General features: G+C 63.4%; 13 protein-coding genes. 5 read left to right on the forward strand and 8 right to left on the reverse strand.

The features are described 5' to 3' along the window. Positions 1 to 61: 61 nt before the first annotated feature. The 6 genes from GW587_RS03035 to GW587_RS03060 form a co-directional block, all read right to left on the reverse strand. The gene (locus GW587_RS03035) at positions 62 to 1,525 is read right to left on the reverse strand and encodes a glutamate synthase subunit beta (RefSeq protein ID WP_166098336.1); all 1,464 of its coding nucleotides are present in this window, start codon (positions 1,523 to 1,525) and stop codon (positions 62 to 64) included. Between the two features lie 36 nt (positions 1,526 to 1,561). Then, the gene (locus GW587_RS03040; protein WP_166098339.1) at positions 1,562 to 6,289 is read right to left on the reverse strand and encodes a glutamate synthase-related protein; all 4,728 of its coding nucleotides are present in this window, start codon (positions 6,287 to 6,289) and stop codon (positions 1,562 to 1,564) included. A 138-nt stretch (positions 6,290 to 6,427) separates the two neighbouring features. Then, the gene (locus tag GW587_RS03045; RefSeq protein ID WP_166098341.1) at positions 6,428 to 7,129 is read right to left on the reverse strand and encodes an REP-associated tyrosine transposase; all 702 of its coding nucleotides are present in this window, start codon (positions 7,127 to 7,129) and stop codon (positions 6,428 to 6,430) included. 63 nt (positions 7,130 to 7,192) lie between these two features. After that, a complete protein-coding gene (locus tag GW587_RS03050) occupies positions 7,193 to 7,873 on the reverse strand; it encodes a response regulator transcription factor (protein ID WP_166098343.1) in 681 nt (226 codons plus the stop codon). A 58-nt stretch (positions 7,874 to 7,931) separates the two neighbouring features. Next, a complete protein-coding gene (locus tag GW587_RS03055; RefSeq protein WP_166098346.1) occupies positions 7,932 to 9,065 on the reverse strand; it encodes a PAS domain-containing sensor histidine kinase in 1,134 nt (377 codons plus the stop codon). Positions 9,066 to 9,071: 6 nt separating this feature from the next. Then, the gene (locus GW587_RS03060; protein ID WP_166098348.1) at positions 9,072 to 12,209 is read right to left on the reverse strand and encodes a DEAD/DEAH box helicase; all 3,138 of its coding nucleotides are present in this window, start codon (positions 12,207 to 12,209) and stop codon (positions 9,072 to 9,074) included. Positions 12,210 to 12,415: 206 nt separating this feature from the next. Here GW587_RS03060 and GW587_RS03065 point away from each other — a divergent pair, with 206 nt between their 5' ends. The 3 genes from GW587_RS03065 to GW587_RS03075 all read left to right on the forward strand — a co-directional run bounded on the left by GW587_RS03065 (position 12,416) and on the right by GW587_RS03075 (position 15,730). Further along, positions 12,416 to 14,764 (forward strand): Tex family protein, encoded by a 2,349-nt coding sequence (locus GW587_RS03065; RefSeq protein WP_166098350.1) that lies wholly within the window; start codon positions 12,416 to 12,418, stop codon positions 14,762 to 14,764. 80 nt (positions 14,765 to 14,844) lie between these two features. Then, positions 14,845 to 15,156 (forward strand): Grx4 family monothiol glutaredoxin, encoded by a 312-nt coding sequence (gene grxD / locus GW587_RS03070; RefSeq protein ID WP_110845908.1) that lies wholly within the window; start codon positions 14,845 to 14,847, stop codon positions 15,154 to 15,156. Further along, positions 15,149 to 15,730, forward strand: coding sequence for a UbiX family flavin prenyltransferase (locus tag GW587_RS03075; protein WP_166098353.1), 582 nt, complete (start codon positions 15,149 to 15,151; stop codon positions 15,728 to 15,730). Before grxD ends, GW587_RS03075 begins: the two co-directional genes overlap by 8 nt. On the opposite strand, the gene GW587_RS03080 is transcribed toward GW587_RS03075, so the two are convergent. Beyond that, the gene (locus tag GW587_RS03080; RefSeq protein ID WP_020703835.1) at positions 15,727 to 15,897 is read right to left on the reverse strand and encodes a hypothetical protein; all 171 of its coding nucleotides are present in this window, start codon (positions 15,895 to 15,897) and stop codon (positions 15,727 to 15,729) included. The two genes, GW587_RS03075 and GW587_RS03080, sit on opposite strands and share 4 nt — an antisense overlap. A gap of 245 nt (positions 15,898 to 16,142) precedes the next feature. Next, the gene (locus tag GW587_RS03085; RefSeq protein ID WP_090190722.1) at positions 16,143 to 16,550 is read right to left on the reverse strand and encodes a hypothetical protein; all 408 of its coding nucleotides are present in this window, start codon (positions 16,548 to 16,550) and stop codon (positions 16,143 to 16,145) included. A gap of 292 nt (positions 16,551 to 16,842) precedes the next feature. On the opposite strand from GW587_RS03085, the gene GW587_RS03090 reads away from it, so the two are divergent. Both GW587_RS03090 and GW587_RS03095 read left to right on the forward strand, forming a co-directional pair. Then, positions 16,843 to 17,238, forward strand: coding sequence for a MerR family transcriptional regulator (locus GW587_RS03090; RefSeq protein WP_166098355.1), 396 nt, complete (start codon positions 16,843 to 16,845; stop codon positions 17,236 to 17,238). Between the two features lie 66 nt (positions 17,239 to 17,304). Next, a complete protein-coding gene (locus GW587_RS03095; RefSeq protein WP_166098357.1) occupies positions 17,305 to 18,489 on the forward strand; it encodes an isovaleryl-CoA dehydrogenase in 1,185 nt (394 codons plus the stop codon). Positions 18,490 to 18,501 lie beyond the last annotated feature (12 nt).

The following is an 18,501-nucleotide window of genomic DNA, read 5'->3' on the forward strand; positions in this document are numbered from 1 at the left end:
GGGGATCACCCGCACGCTCCCGGCATGCAATCGCTGTTCGGCCGCACGCGGCCGGCGGTGCTCAGCGCGGCAGGTCGGACGAGCCCATCAGGAACTCGTCGACCGCGCGGGCGCACTGGCGGCCTTCGCGGATCGCCCACACCACCAGCGACTGGCCACGGCGCACGTCGCCGGCGGCGAACACGTTGGCCGCCGAGGTCTTGTAGCAGCCCTCGCCGTCGGTGGTGGCCTTGGCGTTGCCACGCGCATCTTTTTCGACGCCAAAGGCGTCCAGCACATTGGCCACCGGCGAGACGAAGCCCATGGCCAGCAGCACCAGATCGGCCTTCATCTCGAATTCCGACCCTTCCACCTCGGCCATCTTGCCGTCTTTCCATTCGACGCGGCAGGCGATCAGCTTCTCGACCTTGCCGCCCTTGCCTTCGAGGCGCTTGGTGGCCACCGCCCAGTCGCGCTCGCAGCCTTCCTCGTGCGACGAGGAGGTGCGCAGCTTGGTCGGCCAGTACGGCCACACCAGCGGCTTGTTCTCTTGCTCCGGCGGCATCGGCATCAGCTCGAACTGGGTGACCGAGGCGGCGCCGTGGCGGTTCGAGGTGCCGACGCAGTCGGAACCGGTGTCGCCGCCGCCGATGACCACCACATGCTTGCCGGTGGCCTTCAGCTGGTCCTTGACCTTGTCGCCGGCGTTAACCTTGTTTTGCAGCGGCAGGAAGTCCATCGCGAAATGCACACCCTTCAGCTCGCGGCCCGGCACCGGCAGGTCGCGCGGCTGCTCGGCGCCGCCGGCCAATACCACGGCGTCGAAGTCCTTGGCCAGGTCTTCCGGGAAGATGGTTTCCTTGGCCCAGTTGTTGACGTTGGCCGGAAAGTCCTTGCCGACCAGCACGCTGGTGCGGAACACCACGCCTTCGGCTTCCATCTGCTTGATGCGGCGGTCGATGTGCGACTTTTCCATCTTAAAGTCGGGAATGCCGTAGCGCAGCAGGCCGCCGACGCGGTCGCTCTTTTCAAATACGGTGACGGCGTGGCCGGCGCGCGCCAGCTGTTGCGCGGCGGCCATGCCGGCCGGGCCGGAGCCGACCACGGCCACTTTCTTGCCGGTCTGTTTGGCGGCCGGCTGCGGCACCACCCAGCCGTGTTCCCAGCCTTCGTCGATGATCTTGTGCTCGATCGACTTGATGCCGACCGGATCGTCGTTGATGCCCAGCGTACAGGCCGATTCGCATGGCGCCGGGCAGATGCGGCCGGTGAACTCGGGGAAGTTGTTGGTCGAGTGCAGCGTGTCCAGCGCTTCGCGGTAGTTGCCGCGATAGACCAGGTCGTTCCAGTCCGGGATGATGTTGTTGACCGGGCAGCCGGTGTTGCAGAACGGGATGCCGCAATCCATGCAGCGCGCGCCCTGGACCTTGGCTTGCTCGTTAGTCAGGGGAATGACGAATTCCGCGTAGTTTTTCAGGCGCGCCGCAGGCGGCAGATAGCCCTCGTCCTGACGCTGGAATTCCATGAAGCCGGTGATTTTACCCACGATATGTCCTTAAATAATTTGTTCTGTCGATCAGCATCAAGCTGCGATGGGTTGTACGGCGGCGGCTTCGTTCGCCACGTCCTCGGCCATTTCGGCCAGGGCGCGTTTGTATTCGCTTGGGAACACCTTGACGAACTTGCTGCGGCCTTCGGCCCAGTTATCCAGCAACAGGCGCGCGCGCGTGCTGCCGGTGTGCTTGAAGTGACGCTCGATCAAACGCTTCAGGATCACTTCGTCGGCTTCCTTGCCCAGATCCTTGTGCTGGATGTGCCAGGTGTCGCTGTGCGCCGCCTGTTCCTTGGCGGTCAGCACCGGCTCCAGCGTCACCATCGAGGTGTTGCAGCGGCTGGCGAAATCGCCCTCCGGGTCGTACACGTAGGCGATGCCGCCCGACATGCCGGCCGCGAAGTTGCGGCCGGTGAGGCCCAGCACCACCACGGTGCCGCCGGTCATGTACTCGCAACCGTGGTCGCCGGTGCCTTCGACGATGGCGGTGGCGCCCGAGTTGCGCACCGCGAAACGCTCGCCGGCCACGCCGTTGAAGAAGGCTTCGCCGGCGATCGCGCCGTACAGCACGGTGTTGCCGATGATGATGTTGTTCACCGCCCAGCCGCGGAACTCGGTGTTCGGACGCACGATGATGCGGCCGCCCGACAAGCCCTTGCCGACGTAATCGTTGCCCTCGCCGACCAGGTCGATGGTGATGCCGTGCGCCAGGAAGGCGCAGGCCGACTGGCCCGCCGTGCCTTGCAGCTGGATATGGATGGTGTCGTCCGGCAAACCGGCATGACCGTAGCGCTTGGCCACTTCGCCCGACAGCATGGTGCCGACGGTGCGGTTGACGTTGCGCACCGGCGAGATGAACGAGACCCGCTCGCCCTTCTCCAGCGCCGCCTTGGCCTGCGCGATCAGCTTGTGGTCGAGCGCCTTGTCGAGGCCGTGGTCCTGCTCCATCGTGTGATAGATGGAGTCGCCGTTCGGCACTTCCGGCGAGTAGAAGATGTTGCTGAAGTCCAGGCCCTTGGCTTTCCAGTGGGTGATCGCCTTGGATTTGTCCAGCAGGTCGACCCGGCCGATCAGCTCGTCATAGGTGCGGATGCCCAGCTGCGCCATCAGCTGGCGCGCTTCCTCGGCGACGAAGAAGAAGTAGTTGACCACGTACTCCGGCTTGCCCGAGAACTTGGCGCGCAGCACCGGATCCTGCGTCGCGACGCCGACCGGGCACGTGTTCAAGTGGCATTTGCGCATCATGATGCAACCCTCGACCACCAGCGGCGCGGTGGCGAAGCCGATCTCGTCGGCGCCCAGCATGGCGGCGATGACCACGTCGCGGCCGGTACGCATCTGGCCGTCGGCCTGGACCCGGATCCGGCTGCGCAGGCCGTTCAGCACCAGCGTCTGCTGCGTTTCGGCCAGGCCCAGCTCCCACGGCGTACCGGCGTGCTTGACCGACGACAGCGGCGAGGCGCCGGTGCCGCCGTCGTGGCCGGCGACCACGACGTGGTCGGCCTTGGCCTTGGTGACGCCGGCGGCAACGGTGCCGATACCCACTTCCGACACCAGCTTGACCGAGATCGACGCGCGCGGATTGGCGTTCTTCAGATCGTGGATCAGCTGCGCCAGATCTTCAATCGAATAAATATCGTGGTGCGGCGGCGGCGAGATCAGGCCCACGCCCGGCACCGAGAAGCGCAAGGTGGCGATGTATTCCGACACCTTGTGGCCCGGCAGCTGGCCGCCTTCGCCCGGCTTGGCGCCTTGCGCCATCTTGATCTGGATCTGGTCGGCCGAGTTCAGGTAGGCGGCGGTCACGCCGAAACGGCCGGACGCCACCTGTTTGATGCGCGAGCGCAGCGAATCGCCTTCCTGCAGCGCGATGTCGACCACCATCTGTTCCTTGCCCATGACCGAAGCCATGGTCTCGCCCTGCTTGATCTTGATGCCTTTGAGTTCCATCGTGTAGCGCGATGGATCCTCGCCGCCTTCGCCGGTGTTGGACTTGCCGCCGATGCGGTTCATCGCGACGGCCAGGGTCGCGTGCGCCTCGGTCGAGATCGAACCCATCGACATCGCGCCGGTCGCGAAGCGCTTGACGATTTCCTTGGCCGGCTCGACTTCGTCCAGCGGGATCGCCTTGCTCGGATCGATCTTGAATTCGAACAGGCCGCGCAAGGTCAGGTGGCGCTTGCTCTGGTCGTTGATGATCTGGGCGTACTCTTTATAGCTGGAGAAATTGTTGCTGCGGGTCGAATGCTGCAGTTTCGCGATCGCATCCGGGGTCCACAGGTGGTCTTCGCCGCGCACGCGGTAGGCGTACTCGCCGCCGGCGTCGAGGTGGTTTTCCAGCACCGGATCGTCGCCGAAGGCCAGGTTGTGCAGGCGCAGCGCCTCTTCCGCCACTTCGAACACGCCGATGCCTTCGACGTTGGACGAGGTGCCCTTGAAATATTTGTCGACCAGCGACTTGTTCAGGCCGACCGCTTCGAAGATCTGCGCGCCGCAGTACGACATGTACGTCGAGATGCCCATCTTGGACATCACCTTCATCAGGCCCTTGCCGATGGCCTTGGTGTAATTGTAGACCGCCTTCTCGCCGGACATGTCGCCGGCCATGCCGTGCGCCAGCTCGACCAGGGTTTCCATCGCCAGGTAAGGGTGGATCGCCTCGGCGCCGTAGCCGGCCAGCAGGGCGAAGTGGTGGGTCTCGCGGGCCGAGCCGGTTTCCACCACCAGGCCGGTGGAGGCGCGCAGGCCCTTGCTGACCAGGTGCTGGTGCACGGTCGAGGTCGCCAGCAGCGCAGGGATCGCGACGCGCTCCGGACCGACCGAACGGTCGGAGACGATCAGAATGTTGTGGCCGGACTTGACCGCGTCCACCGCCTCGGCGCACAGCGACGCCAGGCAGGCTTCCACGCCGTCCTTGCCCCAGGCCAGCGGGTAGCAGATGTTCAGCTCATACGACTTGAACTTGCCGCCGGTATGCAGCGAGATGCCGCGCAGGCGCGCCATGTCGTCGAAGCCGAGGATCGGCTGCGACACTTCCAGCCGCATCGGCGGATTGACGTTGTTGGTGTCCAGCAGGTTCGGTTTCGGGCCGATGAAGGACACCAGCGACATCACCATCGCTTCGCGGATCGGATCGATCGGCGGGTTGGTCACTTGCGCGAACAGCTGCTTGAAGTAGTTGTACAGCGGCTTCAGCTTGTTGGACATGACCGCCAGCGGCGAGTCGTTGCCCATCGAGCCGGTGGCTTCCTCGCCGGCGGCGGCCATCGGCGCCATCAGGAACTTCAGGTCTTCCTGGGTGTAGCCGAAGGCTTGCTGGCGGTCCAGCAACGACGGCAGCGCTTTTTCGCCCTGCGCCGGCGTGTCGTACTTGACGCGGTTGTGCGCCAGCTGGCTTTCGCTCAGCTTGATCTCGTTCAGCTTGATGCGCACCGCGTTGATCCATGCCTTGTACGGCTTGGCGTTGGCGTAGGTGTCTTTCAGCTCTTTATCGTCGATGATGCGGCCCGCTTCCAGGTCGATCAGGAACATCTTGCCTGGTTGCAGACGCCATTTCTGGATGATTTTCGATTCCGGAATCGGCAGCACGCCCGATTCCGACGCCATCACCACCAGATCGTCGTCGGTGACGATGTAGCGCGCAGGGCGCAGGCCGTTGCGGTCCAGCGTGCCGCCGATGTAGCGGCCGTCGGTGAAGGCCATGGCCGCCGGGCCATCCCACGGTTCCATCATCGCGGCGTGATATTCGTAGAAAGCGCGGCGATTGTCGTCCATCGTACCGTGATTTTCCCAGGCTTCCGGGATCATCATCATCATCGCCTGGGCGATCGGGTAGCCCGCCATCAGCAGCAGTTCCAGCGCGTTGTCGAAGCAGGCGGTGTCCGACTGGCCTTCATAGATCAGCGGGAACAGCTTTTGCAGGTCTTCGCCCAGCACGGCGGATTTCATCACGCCTTCGCGCGCGCGCATCCAGTTGAAGTTGCCCTTGACGGTGTTGATCTCGCCGTTGTGGGCGATCAGGCGGTACGGGTGGGCCAGCGGCCATTCCGGGAAGGTGTTGGTCGAGAAGCGTTGGTGCACCAGCGCCAGCGCCGACACGCAGCGCGCGTCCTGCAGATCTTTATAGTACACGCCGACCTGGTCCGCCAGCAGCAGGCCCTTGTAGACGATGGTGCGGGCCGACAGCGAGGCCACGAAGAATTCCTTGCCGTGGATCAGCTTCAGCGCCTGGATGGCGTGGCCCGACGATTTGCGGATCACGTACAGCTTGCGCTCCAGCGCGTCGGTGACCATGATATCGGCGCCGCGGCCGATGAAGATCTGGCGGATCACCGGCTCCTTGGCGCGCACGGTCGGCGACATCGGCATGTCGCAGTCGACCGGCACGTTGCGCCAGCCCAGCACGACCTGGCCTTCGGCGCGCACGGCGCGCTCGATTTCCTGTTCACAGGCGATGCGCGAGGCGTTTTCCTTCGGCAGGAACACCATGCCGACGCCGTATTCGCCTGGCGGCGGCAGTTCGATGCCTTGCTTGGCCATCTCGTCGCGGTAGTACTGGTCCGGGATCTGGATCAGGATGCCGGCGCCGTCGCCCATCAGCGCATCGGCGCCGACGGCGCCCCGGTGATCCAGGTTCTTCAGGATCAGCAGACCCTGTTCCACAATGGAGTGACTCTTATTTCCCTTGATATGGGCGACAAAACCGACACCGCAGGCATCGTGCTCGTTGGAAGGATCGTACAGACCTTGGGCTTTCATTGGCTATCTCCACTGCAATTGGCTCGAAAAACTAGAGTAGTGCAACGCAGCAGAAAATTCAACAATAACAATTAGGGTCGGAGTCGGATTAATTTTTTAAACGTGGCTCAAAAAATTAAATAGGGACATAGTGAAATGCTATGTGGGCTCCGGCTTGGTTTTGAACGGCCGGCCGCGTTTCGCCGGCAATACCTGGCGCTTGACCTTCTTTTCCAGCGCGGTCTTGAACTGTTCCGAGCCCAGCGGCCAGCCTTTCAGCAGCGCCTTGCCGACGGTGTCGATCTCCTGCGCCGTCAAGGCGGGCTCGGCGATGGCGATATACGCCGCCTCGCGCTGGAACGGGGTATTCCCCAGCGCCCAGACCTGGGCGTGATCGGTGATCAAGCCGTCCGGGCGGATGCCGGCGTGGTGGCAATAACTGGACCACGGATAATCCTCGGCGCGCGCGACCATGCCGTTGCGCACCGGATTGAACTCGATATAGCGGCTGCACAGCATGAAATATTGCTCGGCATCGATCAGCGACGTTTTGTAGCGTCCGTTCCACAAAGTTCCACTACGGCTATATTTTTGATTGAAGTAGGGCACGTAGTAGCGGCCTATCCACTGCATCATCTGGCCGAGGCCGTCTTCATCGGCCGGCGTGACCAATAAATGCAGGTGATTCGGCATCAGGACGTAGGCGTGGACCGCGACCTTGTAGGTTTTCGCGGCCGAGCGCAGCCAGCCGAGGAAAGCTTGATAATCTTCGGTATCCTGGAACACCAGCTGGTTGTTGTTGCCGGTCTGGATGACGTGGTGCGGTTGTCCGGGGACGATGAGGCGGGGCAGGCGGGCCATAAAATGCAAAAAGGGTGGAATCAATCACTTGATTCTACCCTTCGCGTACGACTCTGTCCCTATTTATGACAGATTGAAGCTGGCCGACAGGCTGTAGCCCTCGCCATAGGCGCTGCGCAGCGGGAGGTCCTGGCCCAGGCCGGTGCGCGCCTTCTTGCGCAGGCGGTAGACCAGCATGTCGACCCGGCGTCCGGCGTCCGGATCGTCGCCGCCGATGCCGGCCACGATGACCTGGCGCGGCACCGGACGGGTATTAATCGTCAGCAAATGCAGGAAATTGCATTCCTTTTCCGTCAGCGTGATCGCCATGCCTTGCAGCTCCAGCTGGCGGGCGCTGACTTTCAGCGTCCACTTGCTCGGCGCGGGCACGGTTTCCTGCGGTCCGACGCGGCGGTCCAGCGCCTCGATGTGCGCGGCCAGCTCCGGGAACTTGATCGGCTTGGTCAGATAGTGGTCGGCGCCGAGGCGCAGACCGAGGATGCGGTTGTCGAAAGCGACGCGGCCGGTCAGCACCAGCAAGCCGATCTGCGGATACAACTGCCGCATGCGCGGAATCACGTTGAAGCCGTCTTCGTCGGGCAAGCCGAGGTCCAGCACCACCACGCCGACGTTACCCTGGCTTAAGGCGGACCACATATCGCTGGCGTTATTGGTGATGTGCACCTCGTGTTCAAGCTCAGTCAGGAACTCGGCCATTTCTTCGGCGTAGTCCAGATTGTCTTCCACGATGAGTATTTGCGTCATTGGTGCGCCATTCGATCGATTTTATTGAGCAATCGTGCTCCATCCCGCCCTGCTTTTTTCAGCTTGCGTCCAGGGAATTATCACTGTTGCTACTCACCTGCGCAAGGCTTTTCCCGGCATTCGCCGATATGGGCAACCAAATCCGAAATTCCGTGCCGCTTTCAGAAACATTTCGCGCCGTGACCGTGCCGCCGTGCACGTCCGCGATCGCGCGCGCCATGTACAAGCCCAAGCCCGAACCGGCGATGCCGACGGCATTGCTGCCCCGGAAGGATTTATCGAAGACATGCGCCAGTTCCGCCTCCGGCACGCCGGCGCCGTGATCGCGCACCAACAACTCGACGCCACCCTCGGTTGCCATTTTGCCTATCAATTCTATCGGACTATCGGCGTCCGTGTACTTGATCGCGTTATCTATCAGTATTTCCAGGCACAGGCGGATGCCGGCCGGGTCGCAGCGCATCCATTGCGGCAAGCCGACGCTGCGCGCGCTGACCCGGGCGCGGCGGCCGCGCGCCTGTTCGGCGGCCTTGTCCAGCAGGGCGGCGGGATCGATTTCGTCGGGCTGGCGCTCGCGGCCGATGCTGGCCATGCGGTCCGGCGACAGGTATTCGTCCAGCATCGCCAGCATGCGGTCGACCGCCGTCTGGATCTTGCGGTAGCGCTTGCGCGTGCCTTCGTCGTGATGGGCGCCGGTCATCTCCAGCCGTTGCACGGCGCCGTCGATGGTCGACAGCGGGGTACGGAATTCGTGCGACAGCATGGAGGCGAATTTTTTCTGCTGCGCCGCCAGCTCGCGCCGCGCGCTCAGGTCGCGCACCACGCCGACCACGTTGGACGGCACGCCGGCGGCGTCGAGGATCAGGGTGGATTCGATTTCGACCGGCACCGCGCGGCCGTCGCTGTGTGGAAGCTCGGTTTCGCGCAGCAGGCGATGGCGGCTCAGGTCGCCGCCGGCGTAGCGCGCCAGCCGCGCCGGGACATCTTTCAGCAGCCCGGCGGCCAGCGCCTGCGCCCCGTCCAGCGTGTAACCGAACTGGCGTTCGGCGGCGGGACTGAGCCAGGTCAACTTGAGGCCGGCGCAATCGGCCATCCAGCTGATCTCGCCGCTGTGTTCCAACAGCAAGCGATAGCGCTCCTCGTTTGCCTGCGATGCCGCCAAGGCAGCCTGGAGTTCCGCTATCGTCGCCATGTTGGTCTACTCCACCAAAGGTGCAAAGATTTGTTGCAGGTCTTCCTGGGTCAAGGCCATCTTCTGCGATTCGCCTTCGGCGAGGATGGATTGCGCCAGATCCGATTTTTTCTGCTGCAGGACCTGGATTTTTTCCTCCAGCGTGCCTTTGGCGATCAGTTTATACACAAACACCGGCTTGTCCTGCCCGATACGCCAGGCGCGGTCGGTGGCCTGGTTTTCCGCCGCCGGATTCCACCACGGATCGTAGTGGATCACGGTGTCGGCGGCGGTCAGGTTCAGGCCGACGCCGCCCGCCTTTAGGCTGATCAGGAAGATCGGCACCGCGCCCTGCTGGAATGCCGCCACTTGCGCGCTGCGGTCCTTGGTGTCGCCGGTCAGCAAGGCGTAGGGGATGTCGCGCGCCTCCAGCTCCTGCTCGATCAGCTCCAGCATGCTGGTGAACTGCGAGAACACCAGGATCTTGCGGTTTTCCTCCAGCAAGTCCTCGACCATCTGCATCAGGTCGATCAACTTGGCCGAGCCGGCCGTCTGTTTCTTCGACGGCAGCGACTTGACCAGGCGCGGATCGCAACACACCTGGCGCAGCTTGAGCAGCGCCTCCAGGATCACGATCTGGCTGCGCGCCACGCCCTTGCGGTCGATTTCGTCGCGCACCTTCTGGTCCATCGCCAGCCGCACGGTTTCGTACAGGTCGCGCTGGGCGCCGGTCAGCTCGACCTTGCGCACCATCTCTGTCTTCGGCGGCAATTCCTTGGCGACGTTGTCCTTGGTCCGGCGCAGCAGGAAAGGCTTGATGCGGCGGTTCAGCAGCGCGCGCCGCAGCGGGTCGTCCTGGCGCTCGATCGGATGGCGGAACACGGTGTTGAACCCCTTCTCGTCGCCCAGCAGGCCCGGCAGCAGGAAGTGGAATTGCGACCACAGCTCGCCCAGGTGGTTTTCCAGCGGCGTGCCGGACAGGCACAGCCGATGGCGCGCGCGCAGCAGGCCGGCACTCTGGGCCGCCTTGCTGCGGGTGTTCTTGATGTAGTGCGACTCGTCCAGGATGACCAGGTGGAAATCATGCTCGCGCAGCTTTTCCTCGTCGCGCGGCAGCAGCGCGTAGGTGGTCAGCACCAGGTCGGCCTCGTCGATCTGGTCGAACTGGCCCATGCGGTCCTTGCCTTGCAGCAGCAGCACGCGCAGGCCCGGGGCGAAGCGCGCGGCTTCCTCCTGCCAGTTGCCCATCAGGCTGGTCGGCGCGATCACCAGCGCCGGCGCCGTCAGGCGGCCCGCCTCTTTTTCCACCAGAATGTGCGCCAGGGTCTGCACCGTCTTGCCCAGACCCATGTCATCGGCCAGGATGCCGGCGAAGCCGTACTCGCGCAGGAATTGCATCCACGACAGACCATCGGTCTGGTAATCGCGCAGCGTGGCTTGCAGGCCGGCCGGCGTGGCGATGCGCTTGACCGCGCCGAACTGGTTCAGGCGCGCGCCCATGTCGCGCAATTCCTCGCCGCCGGTCCAGTTCAGCTCGACGTTGCGCTGCAGCTCGTCCAGGCGCGCGGCGTCCAGCGTCGCCATGCGCAGCGAGGTCTTGATCTTGTCGCTGAAATACAACTCGCCCAGCGTCGCCAGGATCGGCTTGACCCGGCCCCACGGCAGCGCGATGCGGCTGCCGTCCGGCAAGGTCGCCAGCATCTGGTCTTCCTCGCCGTGCATGGCGATGGTTTTCGGATTGAAATCGTTCGGCGCGTTGCGGATCAGCTGCACCAGCACCGGCAGCAGCGGCACCCGCTCCTGGTTGATCATCACGCCCAGCTCCAGGTCGAACCAGGCGTAGCCGCCGTCGGCCGGATCTTCGGTGACGTTGGCGTACCAGTCGCCGGCTTCCAGCACATCGTAGCGGTACTTGGTGGTTTTCTCGACCTTCCAACCGGCCGCCTTCAAGGCCTCGACGCCGTCGCGCGCGAAGCGCAGCCATTCGGCCTGGCTCGGCAGCAACAGCCCGCCCTTGACGCTGCTCAGCGGCAAGGCGGTCGGGGCGTGGAAGTGGCGCTCGCTCAGCAGCGACAGCGCTTCCTCTTCGGCGGCGCTGTCGCGCTGAATGATCTCGGTGACGTCGCCCTTCTGGCGCACCACGCGCTGCGACGGATCGAACGACACCCGCTCGCCGTCGTAGTCGAAGGACAGCACGGCGAAATCGTGCCAGCGCTGCAGCGAGCCGTCGACCAGCATCGCGGCGTCCAGCGTCAGCACCGGACGCGGCTTGACGTCGTCGCGCACCCGCTGCGGCAGCGGTTGCGGCAGCGGCATCAGCCCCTGCAGGCCGTGCGCCAGCAGCAGTTGCGAGACGCGCATCTTGTCGTTGGCGGTCAGCAACGGGGCTTGCGCCACCAGCGCCTGCAGGTCGGCCAGCGGAATCGTCGCGCCGCCTTGGTTCAGCTGCAACACGCCGCAGGAAAGATTATCGATGTACCACGGCGGATCGGTCGGCAACATGTAGTCGACCTGGTCGGCGCCGCTGTGCTTGGCGTTCGGCGGCGCCTGCACCTGCCAGCCGAGGCGCAAGCCCTTGCCTTCCTCGCGCCAGGCCAGGTTGGCCTCGCGCAACACGCCGCCGCGCAGCGGATAGACCAGGCCGTTGCCGACGTCGGCCCACGAATTTGCCCACAGCAATTTATCCTGCTCCGCCAGCATCGCCAGCAGCGCCGCGCCGATCTTGCCGCGCGGCTCGGTGGCCGAGCCGGTCTGCGAATTCTGGCCGCTGCGCATCGCCACGAAGAACCGCACCAGGTCCTCATCGCCGGGCGCCAGGAAGCTCGGCGGCGCCGACAGCAGCGAGAACACTTCGCTCACCGGGCTGGCGGCGGCGACGTCGCCGTTCGAGCGCAGCCGCGCCTTGTACAGGCACAGCGCCACGTGGCGGCCGCCGCTGGTGGGCGCCATCACGTAGATCAGCTTGTAGGCGGTCTGTTTCGGGTCGGAATCCACCGGCGGCGCGTTCAGCTTGGCTTTGGGATGCGCCGCGGCGTCAACCCGCTGCAGCCAGGTGGCGACGGCGTACGACAATTGATTCGCGGGGGGCGCGGGGCGCGTCGGCGCGGCCGGAACAGCCGGCTTGGCGGGAACATCGTCGGTGGCGTCGTCGCGGGTAAAATCCATAGGTCGCATTGTTGTTCAAAGATGGTTCAAAAACGGCAACAGGCAATATTATCCGCCATTGAAGCGTTCGTGTTCGCGGATTTCTTACAAAACCCGACTGTAATTAAGGCCAAATCGTCCTGCATAGTCCTTTTGGACTGTCAAGACTGGCGCATTCGCGCCGATTGCGTATCATTCCGGGCTTGACTGCTAAGGAATCGTCCCACATGTTGCCTTCCATTGAACAACGTCTTGCCCTGGAACTTGTCGCCAAACCGGTACAAGTCGCCGCCGCCATCGCCCTGTTGGACGAAGGCGCCACCGTTCCGTTCATCGCCCGCTATCGTAAAGAGGCGACCGGCGGCCTGGATGACATTCAACTGCGTCTGCTCGAAGAGCGCCTGCGCTACCTGCGCGAGCTGGAAGACCGCCGCGCCGCTATCGTGGCATCGATCACCGAACAGAACAAGATGACCCCGGCCTTATTAGATGCTGTCATGCACGCAGAAGACAAGACCCGGCTGGAAGACTTATATCTCCCGTACAAGCAAAAACGCCGCACCAAGGCGCAGATCGCGATCGAAGCCGGTTTGTTGCCGCTGGCCGACAGTCTGCTGGAAAACCCCGGCCTGACGCCGGAAACCGAAGCCGGCAAGTTCCTGCGCGAGGCCTTCACCACCGGCGACGGCAATAATCCGGGCGTGGCCGACGCCAAGGCGGCCCTGGACGGCGCGCGCCAGATCCTGATGGAACGCTTCGCCGAAGACGCCACCCTGCTGCAATCCTTGCGCGAATATGTGCAAGAGCATGGCATTGTTGAATCGAAAGTTATTGAAGGTAAGCAAGACGAAGGCGAAAAATTCGCCGATTACTTCGATTATTCGGAAGCCATCGGCACCGTGCCGTCGCACCGCGCGCTGGCGCTGTTGCGCGGACGCCGCGAAGGCATCCTCGACGTCGCGCTGCGGCTCGACACCGAGGCCGAGAAACCGAAGTGGGACGCGCCGCACAATCCGTGCGAGGGCCGCATCGCCGCCCGTTTCGGCATCAAGAACCAGGGCCGTCCGGCCGACAAATGGCTGGCCGACACCGCGCGCTGGACCTGGCGCGTGAAAAGCTTCATGCACCTGGATACCGAGCTGATGGGCGCGCTGCGCGAGCGCTCAGAGCTGGACGCGATCAACGTCTTCGCCACCAACCTGAAGGCGCTGCTGCTGGCCGCCCCGGCCGGCCAGCGCGCCACCATGGGCCTGGACCCGGGCCTGCGCACCGGCGTCAAGGTGGCGGTGGTCGACGCCACCGGCAAGGTGGTCGACACCGCCGTCATCTACCCGCACCAGCCGAAGAACGACTGGGACGGCTCGCTGCACACGCTGGGCCGCCTGGCCGCCAAGCACAATGTGTCGCTGATTTCGATCGGCAACGGCACCGCCTCGCGCGAAACCGACAAGCTGGCGCAGGACTTGATCAAGCAGCATCCTGATCAAAAAATGAGCAAGATCGTCGTTTCCGAGGCGGGCGCGTCGGTGTATTCGGCGTCCGAGTTCGCCTCGAAGGAGCTGCCGGACATGGACGTGTCGCTGCGCGGCGCGGTCTCGATCGCGCGCCGGCTGCAGGATCCGCTGGCCGAGCTGGTCAAGATCGACCCGAAATCGATCGGCGTCGGCCAGTACCAGCACGATGTGTCGCAGACCCAGCTGGCGCGCTCGCTGGACGCGGTGGTCGAGGATTGCGTGAACGCGGTCGGGGTCGACGTCAACACCGCCTCGGCGCCGCTGCTGGCGCGCGTGTCGGGGCTGTCGGCCTCGGTGGCGCAGGCGATCGTGACCTACCGCGACGTCAAGGGCGCGTTCGCCTCGCGCGCCGCGCTGAAATCGGTGCCGCGCCTGGGCGACAAGACCTTCGAGCAGGCGGCCGGCTTCCTGCGCGTGATGGGCGGCGAGAATCCGCTGGACGCCTCGGCGGTCCACCCGGAATCGTATCCGCTGGTCGAGAAGATCCTCGGCGACATCAAGAAGGACATCAAGGCCGTCATCGGCGAAACCGCGCTGATCAAGACGCTGAACCCGGCCAAGTACGCCGACGACAAATTCGGCGTGCCGACCATCAGCGACATCCTGAAGGAACTGGAAAAGCCGGGCCGCGATCCGCGTCCGGAATTCACCACCGCCACCTTCAAGGAAGGCGTGGAGGAGATCCGGGACCTGCGTCCGGACATGATCCTGGAGGGCGTGGTGACCAACGTCGCCGCCTTCGGCGCCTTCGTCGACATCGGCGTGCATCAGGACGGCCTGGTGCACATCTCGGCGCTGTCGAACACCTTCGTCAAGGATCCGCACTCGGTGGTCAAGGCCGGCCAGGTGGTCAAGGTCAAGGTGCTGGAGGTGGACGAGAAGCGCAAGCGCATCGCGCTGACCATGCGCCTGACCGACAGCGCGCCGCAAGCCGGATCGCAGCCGCAGCAGCGCGGCGACCGCAACGACCGCAAGAGCATGGGCCAGCACCAGAAGCAAACCGCGCGCGAACAACCGGTGGGCGGCAGCATGGCGGCGGCCTTCGCCAAGCTGCGCGGCTGATCTTCCGGCCGGAAAAATACCGGTGCCGACGTTTTCTTATAAAATGTCGGCACCTAATACATCTTTTCACTGAGGCAGCTATGAGCGACGTACAAACCTGGATCAAAGAAACCGTGACCAACACCCCGGTGGTGCTGTTCATGAAGGGCACCGCCCAGTTCCCGCAATGCGGCTTCTCCGGCCGCGCCATCCAGATCCTGAAGGCTTGCGGCGTTGAAAACATCGCCACCGTCAACGTGCTGGAAGATCCGGAAGTCCGTCAGGGCATCAAGGACTACTCGAACTGGCCAACCATTCCGCAGCTGTACGTCAAGGGCGAGTTCGTCGGTGGTTCGGACATCATGAACGAAATGTTCGAGTCGGGCGAGCTGAAGGCCCTGCTGGATGCCTGACAGGCCCAAACGGATCGTCATCGCCATCACCGGCGCCACCGGCGCGGTGTATGGCGTGCGTCTGCTTGAGCATTTGCAACAAAGCCAAGGCGTGGAGACGCATCTGATCGTCTCCGACGCCGCCGTGCTGACGCTGCACCAGGAAACCGGGCTGCAGCGGCGCGACGTCGAAGCGCTGGCCCATGTGGTGCACAAGGTGCGCGACGTCGGCGCCAGCATCGCCAGCGGTTCCTTCCAGTCGGACGGCATGATCGTCGCGCCCTGCTCGATGAAGACGCTGGCGTCGGTGGCGCACGGCCTGTCGGACAACCTGATCGCGCGCGCGGCCGACGTGGTGCTCAAGGAGCGCCGCCGGCTGGTGTTGATGGTGAGGGAAACCCCGTTCAATCTGGCGCACTTGCGCAATATGACGGCGGTGACGGAAATGGGCGGGATCATCTTCCCGCCGCTGCCGAGTTTTTATCACAAGCCGCAAAGCATTGCGGAGATGGTCGACCACACGGTGGGCCGCGTCATCGATCTATTCGGTATTGAACATGCCCTGGCCCCGCGTTGGGCGGGCATGAAAGCTTAGCGTTTGTCGAACTGTGAGCCGCTGGCTTTTTTCAAATCCCGCGCTTCCTCCACCATGCGACGATGGGCAATGCGCTTGCGCATTACTTCGGCGTGCTGGGCGGCGGTCATCGGGGGGACGGTCATCAAATCTTTTAGCTGCGCGACGTTGCTGTAGTTACTTTTCATAAGACGGCTCAAAAGCTAGGCTCCGAAGTAAATGCTGCGAATCAGCGGCGCTGATTGCTTATTGTGCCTCAAATCCGTGGCGGAACTATGACAATTCGCAAACGTCCCTACAAATAAAAAAGCGTGCCCGCAGGCACGCTTATCCGAACAAATGCTTGAAGCTTAATGAAACCAGTTTAATCGGGCGACAGCGGTCCAGGCGCCCGAAAACGGTCAAAATAACTCAGTAATACTACTTAAAATGACTACTTTTGGTAGTTGACACGCACCAGCATGCGAATAAATTCGCGCGCAATTTGGCGATGATGCTCATCCAGGCGTTGTAAATCGGCGATCAGTTTCACATCGGCCGACTCGAAGCGGGACAGGCTGCCGCCGCCGTCGCCGGCCGGTGCGCCTTCCTCCGGGCCGCCGAAGCGCAACCATTCGGCGGGCACGCCCAGCCATTGGGCGATCATGCGCAGCTTCTCCTGAGTGGGAATAGCCTCGCCGACCAGCCATTTACGGGCCGCGTGCACGGTGATGGGTCGTCCGTCAAAGCGGATATTAAACTCGCGCGCCAACCGGGTCGGGCTATCGGGGGAGTAGTGGGCGTTCTTGAGAGCCTGTTGCAAGCGCTGGCTAAAGCTTTCGCGTTCATTAGAAGAATTCATAATTGCACTATTTCACGTTGCGCCATGAAAGTCAGTCAATGCACGCTGAGCGCCAAGTGTGACGTAAATGGATTTTATAATTAACATTTCATCCTCTGTGGATGCAAACGCCCGCCGGCACCGGTGCCGAATTTTATTCGGTTCTGCCCGATAAAGGGGAACAGCCCGCCCCTGTATTTAACGTTAGAAGAATAGCACTGGCATAGGATGCTGCCCACCTTTGTTTAGCCTCGCGCTACAATATACTTGACGTTGACGTAAACGGAAATAACCCCCACCGCAAGCAGAGAAGATGCCAACCTATACCATCACCGAACTGGCCCGCGAATTCGACATCACGGCGCGCGCCATCCGCTTTTATGAAGACCAGGGTTTGCTGAGTCCGTCGCGCGAAGGCGCGGGCGGCCGCAGCCGGGTCTACACGCCGCGCGACCGCACCCGCCTCAAACTGACGCTGCGCGGCAAGCGCCTCGGCCTGTCGCTGTCGGAGATCAAGAGCCTGGTCGACATGTACGAGACGCCGAAGGACACCAGCGCCCAGATGAACCGTTTCCTCGGTGTGCTGGCGCAACACCGCGAGACGCTGGAGCAGCAGCGTGAAGACATCGAAATGTCGCTGGCCGAGATCACCGCCCACGAAGACGAGTGCAAGCGCCTGCTGGCCGCCATCGGCGAATCCGCGACTTGACGTTTACGTTAACGTCACATGGGCGTATGATTTACGCTTCAACCAAAACAGAAGAATGAGGACGACATGCTCCATCTCCCAGGCCTGAACTTTGACCACGGCGAAGACATCGCCGCGCTGCGCGAGGCCGTGCAGCAATTCGCCGCCGTTGAGATCGCCCCGCGCGCGGCCGAAATCGACCGCAGCGACCAGTTCCCGATGGACCTGTGGCGCAAGATGGGCGAGCTGGGCGTGCTCGGCGTCACCGTCGGCGAGGAATACGGCGGCGCCAACATGGGCTACCTGGCGCACATCGTGGCGATGGAGGAGATCTCGCGCGCCTCGGCCTCGGTCGGCCTGTCGTACGGCGCCCACTCGAACCTGTGCGTCAACCAGATCAAGCGCAACGGCAGCGAAGAACAGAAACAGAAATACTTGCCCAAGCTGATCTCGGGCGAATACATCGGCGCGCTGGCGATGTCCGAGCCGAACGCCGGTTCCGACGTGGTCAGCATGAAGCTGCGCGCCGATTTCAAGGGCGACCGCTGGGTGCTGAACGGCACCAAGATGTGGATCACCAACGGCCCCGACGCCGATGTGCTGGTGGTCTACGCCAAGAACGACCTCGAAGCCGGCCCGAAAGGCATGACCGCCTTCCTGATCGAAAAAGGCTTCAAGGGTTTCTCGATCGCGCAAAAGCTCGACAAGCTGGGCATGCGCGGCTCGCACACCGGCGAACTGGTGTTCGAGGATTGCGAAGTGCCGGTGGAGAACGTGCTGGGCGGCCTGGGCAAGGGCGTCAACGTGCTGATGTCCGGCCTGGACTTCGAGCGCACCGTGCTGTCCGGCGGCCCGCTGGGCATCATGCAGGCGTGCATGGACGTGGTGGTGCCCTACATCCACGACCGCAAGCAGTTCGGCCAGCCGATCGGTGAGTTCCAGCTGATGCAGGGCAAGATCGCCGACATGTACTCGACCATGATGGCGTGCAAGGCGTATGTGTACGCGGTCGGCCAGGCTTGCGACCGCGCCAAGACGCCGGAAGCGGTGCGCCAGTTGCGCAAGGACGCGGCCGGCGCTATCTTGTACAGCGCGGAGAAGGCCACCTGGATGGCAGGCGAGGCGATCCAGACCTTGGGCGGCAACGGCTACATCAACGAGTATCCGGTCGGCCGCCTGTGGCGCGACGCCAAGCTGTATGAAATCGGCGCCGGCACCAGCGAGATCCGCCGCATGCTGATCGGCCGCGAATTGTTCGCGGAAACCAAGTAAGCCAGCGGGACG

This window comes from Duganella aceris (assembly GCF_011090165.1).
In the GTDB taxonomy this organism is placed as follows: domain Bacteria; phylum Pseudomonadota; class Gammaproteobacteria; order Burkholderiales; family Burkholderiaceae_D; genus Rugamonas; species Rugamonas aceris.